General features: G+C 64.0%; 11 protein-coding genes and 1 pseudogene. 8 read left to right on the forward strand and 4 right to left on the reverse strand.

Annotated elements, in window-relative coordinates; translation table 11 throughout:
• Positions 1–96: 96 nt before the first annotated feature.
• From AC0L2R_RS08535 to tpiA, 3 genes are all read right to left on the reverse strand, one after another.
• Positions 97–1,215 carry a L,D-transpeptidase gene (locus tag AC0L2R_RS08535; RefSeq protein ID WP_473508454.1) on the reverse strand — a complete coding sequence of 373 codons (1,119 nt, stop codon included), beginning with the start codon at positions 1,213–1,215 and terminating at the stop codon, positions 97–99.
• Between the two features lie 211 nt (positions 1,216–1,426).
• Positions 1,427–1,885, reverse strand: a complete 459-nt coding sequence (gene secG / locus AC0L2R_RS08540; protein WP_023801242.1) for a preprotein translocase subunit SecG — start codon at positions 1,883–1,885, stop codon at positions 1,427–1,429.
• A 246-nt stretch (positions 1,886–2,131) separates the two neighbouring features.
• Positions 2,132–2,899 carry a triose-phosphate isomerase gene (tpiA, locus tag AC0L2R_RS08545; RefSeq protein WP_473508455.1) on the reverse strand — a complete coding sequence of 256 codons (768 nt, stop codon included), beginning with the start codon at positions 2,897–2,899 and terminating at the stop codon, positions 2,132–2,134.
• Between the two features lie 146 nt (positions 2,900–3,045).
• Between tpiA and AC0L2R_RS08550 the strand changes: the two genes are divergently transcribed.
• The 6 genes from AC0L2R_RS08550 to lexA all read left to right on the forward strand — a co-directional run bounded on the left by AC0L2R_RS08550 (position 3,046) and on the right by lexA (position 9,427).
• Positions 3,046–4,938: a SurA N-terminal domain-containing protein gene (locus AC0L2R_RS08550; RefSeq protein WP_473508456.1), complete on the forward strand. Its 1,893-nt coding sequence runs from the start codon at positions 3,046–3,048 to the stop codon at positions 4,936–4,938.
• Positions 4,935–5,945 (forward strand): anthranilate phosphoribosyltransferase, encoded by a 1,011-nt coding sequence (trpD, locus tag AC0L2R_RS08555; RefSeq protein WP_473508457.1) that lies wholly within the window; start codon positions 4,935–4,937, stop codon positions 5,943–5,945. Before AC0L2R_RS08550 ends, trpD begins: the two co-directional genes overlap by 4 nt.
• Positions 5,946–5,949: 4 nt before the next feature.
• Complete coding sequence (trpC, locus tag AC0L2R_RS08560; protein WP_473508458.1) at positions 5,950–6,801, forward strand: indole-3-glycerol phosphate synthase TrpC; 852 nt, start codon at positions 5,950–5,952, stop codon at positions 6,799–6,801.
• Between the two features lie 66 nt (positions 6,802–6,867).
• The gene (moaC, locus tag AC0L2R_RS08565) at positions 6,868–7,365 is read left to right on the forward strand and encodes a cyclic pyranopterin monophosphate synthase MoaC (RefSeq protein WP_473508459.1); all 498 of its coding nucleotides are present in this window, start codon (positions 6,868–6,870) and stop codon (positions 7,363–7,365) included.
• Entirely contained in the window at positions 7,365–8,570 is a 1,206-nt protein-coding gene (locus tag AC0L2R_RS08570) for a molybdopterin molybdotransferase MoeA (RefSeq protein WP_473508460.1), read from the forward strand. The genes moaC and AC0L2R_RS08570 overlap by 1 nt, the downstream gene beginning before the upstream one ends.
• Before the next feature lie 104 nt (positions 8,571–8,674).
• Complete coding sequence (gene lexA, locus AC0L2R_RS08575) at positions 8,675–9,427, forward strand: transcriptional repressor LexA (protein ID WP_027151887.1); 753 nt, start codon at positions 8,675–8,677, stop codon at positions 9,425–9,427.
• Here lexA and AC0L2R_RS08580 read toward each other — a convergent pair.
• Positions 9,421–11,876 (reverse strand): annotated as a pseudogene (locus AC0L2R_RS08580) (ComEC/Rec2 family competence protein). The gene lexA and the pseudogene AC0L2R_RS08580 sit on opposite strands and share 7 nt — an antisense overlap.
• Positions 11,877–11,979: 103 nt before the next feature.
• Here AC0L2R_RS08580 and gltX point away from each other — a divergent pair.
• Positions 11,980–13,404, forward strand: coding sequence for a glutamate--tRNA ligase (gene gltX, locus AC0L2R_RS08585; protein ID WP_473508461.1), 1,425 nt, complete (start codon positions 11,980–11,982; stop codon positions 13,402–13,404).
• Between the two features lie 180 nt (positions 13,405–13,584).
• Positions 13,585–14,913, forward strand: a complete 1,329-nt coding sequence (gltA, locus tag AC0L2R_RS08590) for a citrate synthase (RefSeq protein WP_031255684.1) — start codon at positions 13,585–13,587, stop codon at positions 14,911–14,913.
• Positions 14,914–14,937: the final 24 nt, after the last annotated feature.

Genomic DNA, 14,937 nt, shown 5'->3' on the forward strand with positions numbered 1-14,937 from the left:
CCGCGAAGGCTTTTTCCCAAGAAGGCGCCCTGGTGATGCTCGAACCAAAGCAAAAGGGCCGGCGAGGCCGGCCCTTTTGTTTGACCCGTCAAGGCGTCAGATGATGACGACCCTGGTGCCCACTTTCACCCTGCGATAAAGGTCCATGACGTGCTCGTTGATCATGCGGAAACAGCCGTTGGAGGAGCTCGTCCCGATCGACTGCGGCGCAATGGTGCCGTGAATGCGCAGATGGGTGTCCTTCCTGCCGTCGTAGAGATAGATGGCGCGCGCGCCGAGCGGGTTATCGCCGCCGCCGGGCATGCCGTCCTTGTACCGGCCGTAATTCTTCGGCTCACGCTTCTGCATGTCGAGCGTCGGGATCCAGCGGGGCCATTCCTGCTTGTCGCCGACGGCGACCGTGCCCTTGAACTGCAGGCCGTCACGACCGACCGCAATCGCATAACGGCGGGCGGTCCAGGAGGATTCGACGAGATAGAGGCGGCGCGCACTCGTATCGATGACGATGGTGCCGGGGCTGTAGCCGGTGAACTCGACCTCTTGCGGCACGAACTCCGGCTTCACCTTGAACTGCTTCCTGGCTTCCTTGCTGGCGAGCGCGGCATCGAGGGCGCGGGTCTCGGGGAGCAGCGACATCGACGAGGACGTGCCGCCGAACAGGCCGGCGAACAGCCCGACGCGCTGGGGCTTCTGTCCGACCGGCTCGCTGCGCAATTCGCCGTTGTTGCCGGTCAGCGCGACGTTCATGGCCTCGGCGGGAATTGCCTCGGCCGACTGGATTGCGGCGATGGGTTGAATCGGGTCGATGATCTTGACCGGCCTGGCATCGGCCAGCCTGGCCTTGCCAGCGGACTTATCCTTCTTGACGAGGCCCTTCCTGGCAAGAAACGCCTGCCGTTCCGCGTCCGACCTGGCTTTGGCCGCCTCGCGCATCGCCAGCTTCCTTGCCTCGATCGCCTTTACTCGAGCAGACTGCTTGTCAGCCGCGATCTTGGCTTCGATCTTCCTGATCTGGGCAAGATCTGCCGCGCTCGGGTCTTTTTTCTTCTTGAGGAGCTTGAGTTGCGCCGTGTCGCTTTTGGCGGCGACGTAGACGACGTCAGTTGTGACTGCGGATTTAGGGGCCGAATTGCCCGCCGGCATGGCCGCGTAAGCGGGCGCACCAAGGCTGAGCACGGCCCAAAGGCCGGCTAAAATGAAGCTGCGAAGCTGCATGGCGAAGATCCGATCGTTCAATGCTTGTTGCCACGGCGTCGCCCGGCGTCCCCCAAGGACCCCGAATGTGCCGCGCGCAATCTATAATCGATTAATCGGAGACGCCTCAAGCGCCCTGGCGTGCCGCGCCCGGTCGAATCCTCGTGATCGTGCGGCATTTGCCGCGACTGTGTTCAAACAACAACAGATCGCGGCGACGGACGTCTGCTGATTACTGGTTTGGAACCTGCGGCGTTACTGGCTGGGTAGCGCCGTTTGTGGCCGGCGGCGTGGTCGCTCCCGCCGCTGGCGGTGCAGCGGGGGCCGGGGCTGCGGCATCATTGCCGGAAGGCGGCGTTGGCGCCGTATTGCCGGACGGCGGTGTCGGCGTCGTGGTGCCAGGCAACTGGTTGAGCACGCCGCCCCCGCCGTTCGTCACAGGCACGCGATCGAGAATGTCGATCGGCTTCTCGCCGTAACGGGCGACGATCGACAAGGTCAGCGAGGTGGCGAAGAACGCCGCCGCCAGGATCGCCGTCGCCCGCGTCAGCGCGTTGGCGGCACCGCGCGCGGTCATGAAGCCCGATCCGCCGCCGATGCCGAGGCCGCCGCCTTCGGAGCGCTGCAGCAGCACCACGCCGACAAGAGCGAGCACGACCATGAGGTGGACGACGATCAGTACGGTTTCCATAATTTATCCTGGCAAAGCCTTGCGCGGCCGCAGATACGACCGGTGATTTGGAGGCGGCTCAATACAATGCTTTGACGGCAATTCCAAGCCCGTGGCCGGAATATGGGAAGCAATGCGGCCGTTGCAACATTTTCCGCTGCGAAACAGTATCCGAAGTGCCCGACAGCCTTTCGATGCTAAAGCATGTCGCGCAAAAGCATGCCCTTGGGCCTGACCCCGCATTAGGCCGGCCAAACGCGACGCGCTTTAGGAGATATTTCGATAAGCTTCGGCAATGCCGAGAAAGTCCGCCGCCTTCAGGCTGGCGCCGCCGACCAGCGCGCCGTCGACGTTGTTTACGCCAAGCAGTTCGACCGCGTTCGACGGCTTGACCGATCCGCCATAGAGGATGCGCATCTTTGCCGCTGCGCTGCCAAGCCTTTCCGACAGTTTTTCGCGAATATGCGCATGCGCCTCAGCAACGTCGGCGACAGTCGGCGTCAGTCCCGTGCCGATCGCCCATACCGGCTCGTAGGCGATGACGGTATTCGATGCCGTTGCAGTCGGCGGCACCGAGCCGGCGACCTGGCGCGACAGCACGTCGAGCGTGGCGCCCGCCTCGCGCTCGGCTCTCGTCTCGCCGATGCAGATGATGGCAACCAGCCCGGCGCGCCACGCGGCGGACGCCTTTGCCTGGACAATGGCGTCGTCCTCATTGTGATCGGCGCGGCGTTCGGAATGGCCGACGATGACGTGGCTGGCGCCCGCATCTTTCAGCATCTCGGCCGAAATACAGCCGGTATGGGCGCCGCTCTCCTTGCTGTGGCAATCCTCGCCCCCGGCCCGGACCGGCGTGCGCGACAAGATCTCCGCGGCATGCGCAAGCAGCGTCGCCGGAACGCAGACCAGCGCTTCGGTCTCGGCATCGAGCCCGCTCATGAAGCCGTTGCCGATCATCCTGAGTTCGTTGAGCGAGGCGCTGGTGCCGTTCATTTTCCAGTTGCCAGCGACCAACGGGCGGATTCCAAGCGTCATGGGATTTGCTTCTCCGGGCAATATTCGGCTGCGTCCTCACTACCAAACTCAGCCCACAAAGCAATCGACAGTGGGCCGGAAGGACGCTATTGCGCTTGTTTCAGACTCGGCGCATGCGAAAATGCGCGAAAAAATCGGAAGTGACCATGCTTGGTATCTTGAGAAGCGCCGCGGGGACCTGGATCGCGAAAGCGCTGCTGATATTGTTGGTGTTGAGCTTCGCCGTCTGGGGCATTTCCGGACAGATGGTCGGTGGTTTTGCAGGCCACGACGCCGTTGTCACGGCCGGCGGCACTAAAGTGTCGATCAACGAGTATCGGCTGGCCTATGACCGGCAGATCAGCGTGATGTCGCAGCAATTCGGCCAGCGCATCAGCCGCGAGCAGGCGACGGCGCTCGGCCTCGACAACCAGGTGCTGGCGCAACTCGTGTCGGGCGCGGTCCTCGATGAGCAGGCCCGCAAGCTCGGGCTTGGGCTGTCCAAGGACCGGCTGGCCCAACTCACGCATGAAGACCCGGCCTTCAAGGGTCCCGGCGGCAACTTCGACAGAAGGACTTTCGAATACATACTGCAACAGGTCGGCATGCGGCCGGAAGACTATCTCAGGAATCGCGCCCAGCTGGCTGTGCGCCAGCAGATCGTCGAGGCGGTTTCGGACGGCCTCAAGGCCCCGAATACGTTCTTGAGGGCGGTGGCGCTTTATCGTGGCGAAGACCGCACCATCGACTATTTGACCTTGCCGAAATCGCTGGTCGAGCCGATCGAAGCGCCATCCGACACTACGCTTTCGGCCTATTTCGAGGAAAACAAGAAGACCTATGCGGCGCCCGAATACCGCAAATTCTCCTATGTCAGGCTCGAGCCGGAAGACATCATGGATGTGAGTGCTGTGACCGACCAGCAGGTCAGCGACGACTACAACAAGAACAAGGGGCGCTACACCACGCCGGAAACGCGCACCATCGAACAGCTCGTGTTCAAAACGCCCGATGCCGCGAAGGCCGCGCTCGATTCACTCGAGACCGGCGCGACCTTCGACAAACTCGTCGCCGCCGAGGGCAAGACGCAGGCCGACACGCTGCTCGGCACGCTGTCCAAGGACAAGATCGCCGACAAGGCGGTGGCGGATGCGGCCTTTGCGCTCAAGGTCAACGAAGTCAGCCCGGTCGTTCAGGGCGCCTTCGGTCCGGTTCTGCTGCGCGTCACCGAGATCAAGCCCGAAGTGGTGAAGCCGCTGGCCGAAGTGGCCGCCGACATCCGCAAGGACCTGGCGCTCGGCGAGGCAAGCCGCATTCTGCTCGACGTCCATGACAGCTACGAAGATAGCCGCGCTTCGGGCAGCACGCTCAAGGAAGCGGCCGAAAAGCTGAAGCTGAAGGTCGTCACCGTCGACGCGATCGATCGCACCGGCCTGAGGCCGGACGGCGCCATCGTCAAGGATCTGCCGGAATCGCCGGAGCTCATCAAGGCGGTGTTCGATGCCGAACCCGGCACCGAGAATCCCGACCTCACCACCGCCAACAATGGCTTCGTGTTCTACGAGGTGGATTCGGTCACGCCGGCCCGCGACCGCACGCTGGATGAAGTCCGCCAGAAGGTAGTGGCCGACTGGACGGCGGCGGAAACGACCAAGCGGCTCACCGCAAAAGCGCAGGAGCTCGAAAAGCGTCTCGAGGCCGGCACCACGCTCGACGTGATCGCGAGCGAGCTCAAGCTTGAGAAGCAGACCAAGCGCGGCGTCAAGCGCGGGGCGGACGACGCCGAATTCGGCAAGGAAGGGGCGGCTGCGATGTTCGGCGAAGGCGAAGGCGGGACCGGATTGATCTCCTCGCCCACCGGCGACGGACAGATCCTGTTCAGGATCGCCGAAGTCTTCGAGCCTGCCGGTGCCGACGCCAGCTCGGTGCCGGACGACGCGCAGAAATCGTTCACCGCCGGCATGTCCGACGACCTGCTCGACCAGTTGGTGGCGCAGCTGCAGACGCAATATGACGTTCGCATCGACCAGACCGCCGTTGCCCAAGCCCTGACCAGATGAGCGCGCTCAAGACCCATATCGCCAAGGTCGCCGCCGGCAGCTCGCTTTCCTTCGAGGAAGCGCGCGATGCCTTCGACATCATCATGTCGGGCGACGCTACGCCCGGCCAGATCGGCGGCTTCCTGATGGCGCTGCGCGTGCGCGGCGAGACGGTGAGCGAGATTTCCGGCGCTGTCGCCACCATGCGCGCCAAGATGCTGCGCGTCGACGCGCCGGCTGGCGCCATCGACATCGTCGGCACCGGCGGCGACAATTCGCACAGCGTCAACATCTCGACCGCATCCGCCTTCGTCATCGCCGCCTGCGGCGTGCCGGTGGCCAAGCACGGCAATCGCGGACTGTCCTCGCAGACCGGCGCCGCCGACGTGCTGACCGCGCTCGGCGTCAAGCTCGACATCCCGCCGGAAACGATCGGCCGCTGCATCCACGACGCAGGCGTCGGCTTCATGTTCGCGCCGGCGCATCATCCGGCGATGAAGCATGTCGGCCCGATCCGCGTCGAGCTCGGCACCCGCACCATCTTCAACCTGCTTGGCCCGCTCTCCAATCCGGCTGGTGTCGTCAGGCAGATGGTTGGCGTCTTCTTGCCGGAATGGATTATTCCGGTGGCCGAGACGTTGAAGGCACTGGGCGCCGACCACGCCTGGGTCGCCCATGGCGACGGCTATGACGAGATCACCACCACCGGCGAAACCCAGGTCGCCGAACTGGTCGGCGGCGAGATCCGCAGCTTTACGCTGACCCCGGAAGCGGTCGGGCTGAAGCGGCATACCAAGGACGAGTTGCGCGGCGGCGATGCCGCCTACAACGCCCAGGCGCTGCGCGACATGCTGGGCGGCGCTGCCGGTGCCTTTCGCGATACGGTGCTGATGAACGCCGGCGCCGGACTGGTGGTGGCGGGAAAGGCGACGACGCTTGCCGATGGCATGGCGACGGCGGCGCAAGCCATCGACAGCGGCCGGGCGCTGAAGGTGCTTGACCGGCTGGTCGAGATTTCGAACGGATAGCGCCGTGTCTGATATCCTGCGCAAGATCGAAGCCTACAAGCGCGACGAGATCGCGGCGGCGAAGGCGCGGGTGCCGCTTGCCGAAATCAAGGCGCGGGCAAAGGATACCGACGCACCACGCGGCTTTCTCTCGGCCCTTGAAGCCAAACGCAAATCCGGCAGTTTCGCGCTGATCGCCGAGATCAAGAAGGCGAGCCCGTCCAAGGGCCTGATCCGCGCCGATTTCGATCCGCCGGCGCTGGCCAGGGCCTATGCCAAAGGTGGGGCTGCCTGCCTCTCGGTGCTGACCGATGCGCCGTCTTTCCAAGGGGCGCCTGAATTCCTCACCAATGCGCGCAGCGCCGTGACATTGCCGGCTTTGCGCAAGGATTTTCTATTCGAGCCCTATCAGGTGTTCGAGGCCCGTGCGTGGGGCGCGGACGCCATCCTGATCATCATGGCGAGCGTCGATGACGCCGTGGCCAGGGAACTCGAGACGACGGCGTTCGAGCTCGGCATGGATGCGCTGGTCGAGGTGCATGACGAGGCCGAGACGGAACGCGCGCTGAAACTGTCGTCGCGGCTGATCGGCATCAACAACCGCAATCTGCGGACGTTCGAAACCAGCATCGAGACATCGGAGCGGCTCGCGGCGATGGTGCCGGCCGACCGGCTGCTGGTCAGCGAGAGCGGTATTTTCTCGCACCAGGACTGCCGCAGGCTGGAACGGAGCGACATTGGCACTTTCCTCGTCGGCGAGAGCCTGATGCGGCAACAGGACGTGGCCACTGCGACGCACCTGCTTTTGACGGGCAAGGCGCCCGCCAATGCATCTGCCCGAAAATCGGAATCGATGTTCGGAGAGCATGATGCATAGATGCAAAGCGTCAGAGTGTACTTTGTGCGTCCAAACGGACGCACGTCGCTCCAGGGTGACCTGACGATGTCGGCCGCCCTCACCCATCTTGGCGCGAAAGGCGAAGCCAATATGGTCGATGTCGGCGACAAGGCGGAGACGACCCGCACGGCAATCGCCGAAGGTCTTGTCTCGATGCGGCCCGAAACGCTGAAAATGATTCTCGACGGCGATGCCAAGAAGGGCGACGTGCTGGGCACGGCGCGCATCGCCGGCATCATGGCGGCCAAGAGGACGCATGAACTGATCCCGCTCTGCCATCCGCTGCTGTTGACCAAGGTATCGGTAGACATCGAACCTGACGCGACGGTGCCCGGCCTGAAGGTCACGGCGCTGGCCCGCGTCACCGGCAAGACCGGCGTCGAGATGGAAGCGCTGACCGCCGTCTCGGTCGCCTGCCTGACCATCTATGATATGGCCAAGGCGGTCGATCGCGGCATGGCGATCTCCGGCATCAGGCTGGTGGAAAAAACCGGCGGCAAATCCGGCGACTACAAGGCGGATGCCCAGGGGGCAGGCCAATAATGGCGCTGCTGGCGGTCGCCGAGGCGCTCGAGCACCTGCTTGCGGATGCTGCGCCCTTGCAGGCTGAAAGCGTCGCCCTGATGGATGCCGCCGACCGCGTGCTGGCGGAGCCGCTCATGGCGCTCCGCACCCAGCCGCCATTCAACGCGTCGGCCATGGACGGCTATGCCGTGCGGGCCGACGATGTCGCGTCCGTGCCCGCGAGACTTTCGGTGATCGGCATGGCGCCGGCCGGACGAGGCTTTGCCGGAACAGTCGGCCCGGCGCAGGCCGTGCGCATCTTCACCGGCGCGCCGCTTCCTGCAGGCGCCGACACCATCGTCATCCAGGAGAATGTCCGCGACCTCGGCGGCGGCATGGTCGAAGTGACCGCGCCCACGGTTGAAGGCCGCAACATCCGCCGCCTCGGGCTCGATTTCTCGAAGGGCGACGCGCTGCTGGAGAAAGGCCGCCTGCTTGATCCGGCGGCATTGTCGCTGGCGGCGTCGGCCAACCACCAGCAGGTCCGCGTGGTGAAACGGCCGCTGGTCGCCATCATCGCCACCGGCGACGAATTGCTGCCGCCGGGCAGCGACCTTGGCCCCGACCAGATCATCTCCTCCAATGCGTATGGCGTCGCCGCCGCGGCCCGCTCGGTCGGCGCCAGCGCACTCGATCTCGGCATCGCCCCCGACCGCAAGGAGGCGATCGCCGCGCTGGTGACAAAAGCCGTCGACGCAGGCGCGGACGTCATCGTCACGCTGGGCGGCGCCTCGGTCGGGGACCATGACCTCGTCCATGACGTGCTGACCGGCGAAGGCATGGCGCTTGATTTCTGGAAAATCGCCATGCGGCCCGGCAAGCCACTGATGTTCGGGCGGCTGGGCGCCATCCGCTGCATCGGCCTGCCCGGCAATCCGGTGGCCAGCCTGGTCTGCACGCAGCTCTTTCTGAAGCCGCTGCTGGCGCGGCTCGGCGGCCGCGCCTTCCGCCAGGACATGCGTCAGGCGCGGCTCGGCGCCGCCATGCCGGCCAACGATCTCAGGCAGGACTATGTACGCGCGGTGGTGAAGGAAGAAGCCGGCACGCTTGAGGCAACGCCGTTCAGTATCCAGGATTCCTCGATGCTCAGAATGCTGGCCGACGCCAACGGACTGGTCGTGCGCGAGCCATTCGCTCCCGCAGCCGCAGCGGGCGCCGCCTGCAGCGTGCTGATGCTACGCTGAACAAAACGTCAACACATTCATTAAACTTTAAATGGTTGCGGAACACAACTGGAACAGATAGTGTTTGTTCTGGGTTTGTTTTTCTGATTCTGTTGGGGGTCGCGATGCTGACACGCAAACAACATGAACTGCTGATGTTCATTCACGAACGACTGAAGGAAAGCGGCATTCCGCCCTCGTTCGACGAGATGAAGGAAGCGCTCGACCTCGCCTCCAAATCGGGGATCCACCGGCTGATCACGGCGCTGGAGGAACGCGGTTTCATTCGCCGCCTGCCCAACCGCGCCCGCGCGCTGGAGGTGCTGCGGCTGCCCGATTCGATCGCGCCGGGCCTCAATGCGGCGCGCAAATTCTCGCCGAGCGTCATTCAAGGCAGCCTTGGCCAGGGCGGGCTTGGACAGGGCGGCCTCGGACGGCAGATCAAGCCGGCACCTTCGCGCATGCGTGCCGCCGGCAATGACGACGACGTCGTTGCCACCGTCTCCATACCGGTGATGGGCCGCATCGCTGCCGGTGTGCCGATCGACGCCATCCAGCACCAGACGCATTCGATCTCGGTGCCACCGGACATGATCACCGGCGGCACGCACTACGCGCTGGAGGTCAAGGGTGATTCGATGATCGAGGCCGGCATCTTCGACGGCGACACGGTCATCATCCGCAACGCCGACACCGCGCAGCCTGGCGAGATCATTGTCGCTCTGGTCGACGAGGAGGAAGCGACGCTGAAACGATTCCGCCGCAAAGGTGCCTCGATCGCACTGGAAGCCGCCAATCCGGCCTACGAGACGCGCATCTTCGGGCCGGACCGGGTCAAGGTGCAGGGCAAGCTCGTCGGACTGATCCGGCGTTACTGAAGGGCAGGCTTCTGGGGTTTCTCGGCCCTGCGGTATGGCGGCAGGCCCCTCGCCTCGCGCGAAAATCGCCGCTGCTCATGCCAGGGCCTGTATGGCTGTCTGACGGCAAAACGGATTTCTGCGCGCGTCGTCGCCGATAGCGGATCGAAGAAGACGGCGGCACTGCCCATGCGAGCGAGCTGCCGTTTGGTGACGACGAGAACCAGCGGGTGCGGCAGGGTTTGTAATAGGCTGTGGCGTCGTCGATGACGATCAAATCCGCAAAGGCACAGGCCGGCCGCGCGGTTTTGCGGTTGTCGGCGAGCGCAATGAGCGCGCCGGACGGATGCCGGGCCAAGCACAGGCCGGCAGTGCAGGTGAAAGGCGCTCCCGGCGGCAGGTCGGCCGGGTCGGCGATGTCGAACTGCACATCTCCTTTTTCGAATGTCTCCGGCTCGACGATCGTTGTTGAAACCAGCGCATGTTTCCAGTTGTCGGTGGTGAATTCGTTCGAACGCATCCGGTTGACGGCAAGTTCGCCGCCGCCGATCGGCAGCGCCACCAGGTGCGCATCCTCCGAGATCAGCACGTCGGGGGTGCGCGTCTCGGAAATCGTCAGCAGGCCGGCGAGCGCAAAGGGAAGTGCGGCAAGCCGCAGCCACGTCGTCGCCATCGTGGCGATGACCAGGGCGACCGTCACCAGCAGAACCGATTGCAACGAAATCAGTCCGACTGCATCGATCGGCGAACGCTCCGAGATCCATCCCGAAATTGCGATCATCGCCGTCAGGCCCTTGCCCATCATGTAGAGGAAGGGGCCGTCGAGGCCGAAAGGCATTGACAGGGCGCTGAGGACGGCCAGGAACATGACGATCGTGACGATCGGCATGACGGCCAGATTGGCGAACAGGCTGAGCGGCGAGACGCGCTGGAAGTGCCAGATGGCGAAGAGCGCGGTGGCGCTGCCGGCAATGATGGAGGTCATTGCGATGGTGCCTGCCCCGGCGACGACCTTGCGCGTGACGAAAGCGGCCGGTGACCGTCGCTGTCGCGGCGCCTTGGCCTTGTCGGCACGATAGTCGGACCAACCGGCATAGGCGCCCACGAGAGCCGCAGTCGCGGCGAACGACATCTGGAAGCTTGCGCCGACCACCTCGTGCGGCGACACGACGATAACGGCGATGGCCGAAATCGCCAGGTTGCGCATGGTGAGTGCCGCCCGGTCGAACAGCACGGCGACAAGCATTACCGCCAGCATGATGAAGCTGCGTTCAGCCGCGACCACGATACCGGAAAAGATCAGATAGGCAGCGATGGAGACGAGTGCGGCAGCAGCCGCATATTTCTTGACCGGCCGGCGCGACGAAAAGTCGGGAAACAGCGCAAAGGCGCCGCGCAGCAATCCCATGACGGTGCCGGCGACAAGCGCCATGTGCAGGCCGGAAATGGAGATGATGTGGTAGATGCCGGTGCGCCGCATCGATTCGTTTATCTCTTCGGGGATGCCGGCACGCACGCCGACGATCAACGCAGCGGCAATCTCCCCCTCGGCACCACCGATGCTGTCCCTGATATGGTCGGCGATGGTTTCGCGCGCCTTCTCGATCGACGAAGAAAGGCGTGCGGATAACGGTGCATCTTCGGAGACGACGATCTTTGGACTGCCGAGGAAAAAGCCACTGGCACCGATACCGGCGAAATAGCTGTCGAAGGAGAAGTCAAAGCTGTCCGGTCTGACCGGGCCAGTTGGAGGCAGAAGCCTCACATAGCCGGTTGCCACCGAGCCTGCGGTCATCTCAGCGGGAATCTTGCGTGCCGACACCCTGACACGTTCGGGTGCATAACGCAGTGTCGGCCGGGCGGTCGACATCACGTCGATGGTCAGCCTGATCCGGCCGTTCGCCATCTGGTCGAGCCTGACCACACGGCCGGTCAGCCGGGTCTGGATTTCCGAACCGAGCATCTTCGTTCCGGCGCGCCAGGTTTCAACCTTGGCGGCGAGCACACCAAGCGCGCACAGCAACGCTGCCATGAAGCACAGATGCGTTTTGCGGCGTGAGCGCGTGACGGCCGCACACAATGCCGTGAGGACCACGACGGCGACGGGCTGGGCAAAGTCCGGTTCGACGGCAAGCGAAAAATAGACGATCACCCCGCATGCCAGAAAAACCGGCACCAGCAGGAAGGCGACGCCGCGGTCGAGTTCCAGGCCGGCTGCCGAGGCCACGCTGTTGCGGACACCGGATGGTGAAAGATGGCTGAGCTGTCGGCGAAAACGAATGACAGGGCCGGGTGCTGGAGCCGGTATCGGCGCCGAGCGATCCGGCGAAAGAGGCTGGATGCCCGGCGGCGACGCAGGCAGCGAAACGGGTAGCGGCTCAGCGTGAGGAACGTCGGCGAACAGCGATCGTTCGCTGACGCTTGCGTTCGCGCCCTCGCTCTCGTCCACGCCGCGGCCTGGTCCAGCCATAGGGTTCGCCCCTTGCGCCCTTGACCTCCTATGCTACATGAACGCGCAACGCGCGAAAGTCCGCGCAGCCACATCCGTTTCCTGCGCTTGCCCCGAGAGTTCCATGTCCGACAAGGTCGTCACCCGTTTTGCCCCTTCGCCCACCGGATTCCTGCATATTGGCGGGGCGCGCACGGCGCTGTTCAACTGGCTGTATGCGAAACACACCGGCGGCAGGATGCTGCTGCGCATCGAGGACACCGATCGCGAGCGTTCGACCGATGCGGCAACCGCTGCCATCCTCGATGGGCTCTCCTGGCTCGGCCTCACCTGGGACGGCGAGCCGGTATCGCAGTTCGAGCGCGCGCCGCGCCACCGCGCGGTCGCCGAGGAGCTGGTGCGCCTCGGCAAAGCCTATTACTGCTATGCGGCGCCCGCTGAGTTGGAGGCAATGCGCGAGAGTGCGCGGGCCAAGGGCTTGCCTCCCCGCTATGACGGCCGCTGGCGCGACCGCGACCCGTCAGAGGCGCCGGTTGGCGCCAGGGGCGCGATCCGCATCAAGGCGCCGGCCGAAGGCGAGACGGTGGTGCATGACCGCGTGCAGGGCGAAGTCCGCTTCCCCAACAAGGACCTCGACGATTTCATCATCCTGCGCTCGGACGGCAACCCGACCTATATGCATGCCGTCGTCGTCGACGACCACGACATGGGCATCACCCACATCATCCGCGGCGACGACCATCTGACCAATGCCGCCCGCCAGATGGTGATCTATCGAGCCTTGGGCTGGGAGGTGCCGTCAATGGCGCATATCCCGCTGATCCATGGCGCCGACGGCGCCAAGCTGTCGAAGCGGCACGGCGCCCTCGGCGTCGAAGCCTATCGCGCCATGGGCTATCTGCCCGAGGCACTGCTCAACTACCTGGCGCGGCTCGGCTGGAGCCACGGCGACGACGAGGTCATGTCGATCGCCGACATGATTGCGTGGTTCGACATCGGCGATGTCAACAAGGGGGCCGCCCGCTTCGACTTCGCCAAGCTCGAGGCGCTGAACGGCGTGCATATGCGGCGCATGAACGACGCCGAATTGCTCGATATCTTCATCAACACCTTGCCCTATCTCGAAGGCGGCCCGGCGATCGCAGCGCGCCTCGACGACACACGCAAGGCGCAGTTGCTGGCCGCCCTGCCCGGCTTGAAGGAGCGCGCCAAGACGCTGGTCGAGCTGGTTGACGGTGCCGCCTTCCTGTTTGCCGAGCGGCCGCTGCCGATCGACGAGAAGGCGGCGGCGCTGCTCGGCGGTGAGGCGCGCGAGATCCTGCGGGGCGCCCATGCGGCGCTGAAGGCGATTTCAGGGGATTGGACGGCCGCAGCGGCCGAAGCGGCGATCCGCCAATATGCGCTCGCCGGCGGCCATAAGCTTGGCGCTGTGGCCCAACCTCTGCGCGCGGCGCTCACCGGCAAGAGCACCTCGCCCGGCGTGTTCGACGTGCTTGCCGTGCTTGGCCGCGAGGAAAGCCTGGCGCGCGTCGCGGATCAAATCGATTAGCAAAACTGGCCCAAGAAGATTGGCATTGAAAGGTGGGTTTCGCAGTGCAACATTAGGTCTTGGCCCAATTTGGCACGCAATCCAATTGCGGGCGCAAACGCGCGAACTCCGATACTTTCGACGTGTTGCGTTGCAGAAATTTTGCCTTTGCCGACATGAGAAAACAAAAAGGAGTTTGCAATGTCCGAAGCTGCGACAAAAATGGAATTTGGCGGCAAAACCCACGCGTCGACCGCGAAACTTGAATTCGGCGGCAAAACCCACGAACTCAAGGTGCGAAGCGGCTCGGTCGGACCTGACGTCATCGATATCGGCGCGCTTTACAGCACCACCGGGGCCTTCACCTACGATCCCGGCTTCACCTCGACAGCAAGTTGCGAGTCGGAAATCACCTTCATCGATGGCGATGCCGGCATCCTTTTGCATCGCGGTTATCCGATCGACCAGTTGGCCGAGCACGGCGACTTCCTCGAAGTCTGTTATCTCCTGCTCTACGGCGAACTGCCGACCAAGGCGCAGAAAGACGATTTCGACTACCGGGTGACGCGCCACACCATGGTGCACGAGCAGATGTCGCGCTTCTTCACCGGCTTTCGCCGCGACGCCCACCCGATGGCGGTGATGTGCGGCGTGGTCGGTGCGCTGTCAGCTTTCTATCACGATTCCACCGACATCTCGGACCCTTACCAGCGCATGGTCGCATCGATGCGGCTGATCGCCAAGATGCCGACGATCGCGGCGATGGCTTACAAATACCACATCGGCCAGCCCTTCATTTACCCGAAGAACGAGCTGAATTTCGCGGCCAACTTCCTGCATATGTGCTTTGCCGTGCCGTGCGAGGAATACAAGATCAACCCGGTGCTGGCGCGTGCGATGGAGCGCATCTTCATCCTGCACGCCGATCACGAGCAGAACGCCTCGACCTCGACCGTTCGCCTCGCCGGCTCGTCCGGCGCCAATCCGTTCGCCTGCATCGCCGCCGGCATCGCCTGCCTGTGGGGACCGGCCCATGGCGGCGCCAACGAGGCAGCCTTGAACATGCTGGGCGAGATCGGCCAAGTCGACCACATCCCGGAGTTCATCGCCCGCGCCAAGGATAAGAACGATCCGTTCCGATTGATGGGCTTTGGCCACCGCGTCTACAAAAACTACGATCCGCGCGCCAAGATCATGCAGAAGACCGCACATGAGGTCTTGGGCGAACTCGGCATCAAGGACGATCCGCTGCTCGACATCGCCATGGAACTGGAAAGGATCGCTCTGACCGATTCCTATTTCATCGAGAAGAAGCTTTATCCGAACGTCGATTTCTATTCCGGCATCACGCTGAAGGCGCTGGGCTTCCCCACCACCATGTTCACCGTGCTGTTCGCGGTCGCCCGCACCGTCGGCTGGATCGCGCAGTGGAAGGAGATGATCGAGGATCCGCACCAGAAGATCGGCCGCCCGCGCCAGCTCTATACAGGTGCGCCGGAACGCGACTACGTGCCGATTGCTAAACGGTGAATAGTGAATAGTGAATAGTGAATA

It is taken from the genome of Mesorhizobium sp. WSM4820 (assembly GCF_055811075.1).

Bases quoted from the DNA above. Each gene is read 5' to 3' on its own strand.
- AC0L2R_RS08535 (WP_473508454.1), bottom strand. From the start codon at position 1,215: ATGCAGCTTCGCAGCTTCATTTTAGCCGGCCTTTGGGCCGTGCTCAGC.
- secG (WP_023801242.1), bottom strand. From the start codon at position 1,885: ATGGAAACCGTACTGATCGTCGTCCACCTCATGGTCGTGCTCGCTCTT.
- tpiA (WP_473508455.1), bottom strand. From the start codon at position 2,899: ATGACGCTTGGAATCCGCCCGTTGGTCGCTGGCAACTGGAAAATGAAC.
- AC0L2R_RS08550 (WP_473508456.1), top strand. From the start codon at position 3,046: ATGCTTGGTATCTTGAGAAGCGCCGCGGGGACCTGGATCGCGAAAGCG.
- trpD (WP_473508457.1), top strand. From the start codon at position 4,935: ATGAGCGCGCTCAAGACCCATATCGCCAAGGTCGCCGCCGGCAGCTCG.
- moaC (WP_473508459.1), top strand. From the start codon at position 6,868: ATGTCGGCCGCCCTCACCCATCTTGGCGCGAAAGGCGAAGCCAATATG.
- AC0L2R_RS08570 (WP_473508460.1), top strand. From the start codon at position 7,365: ATGGCGCTGCTGGCGGTCGCCGAGGCGCTCGAGCACCTGCTTGCGGAT.
- lexA (WP_027151887.1), top strand. From the start codon at position 8,675: ATGCTGACACGCAAACAACATGAACTGCTGATGTTCATTCACGAACGA.
- gltX (WP_473508461.1), top strand. From the start codon at position 11,980: ATGTCCGACAAGGTCGTCACCCGTTTTGCCCCTTCGCCCACCGGATTC.
- gltA (WP_031255684.1), top strand. From the start codon at position 13,585: ATGTCCGAAGCTGCGACAAAAATGGAATTTGGCGGCAAAACCCACGCG.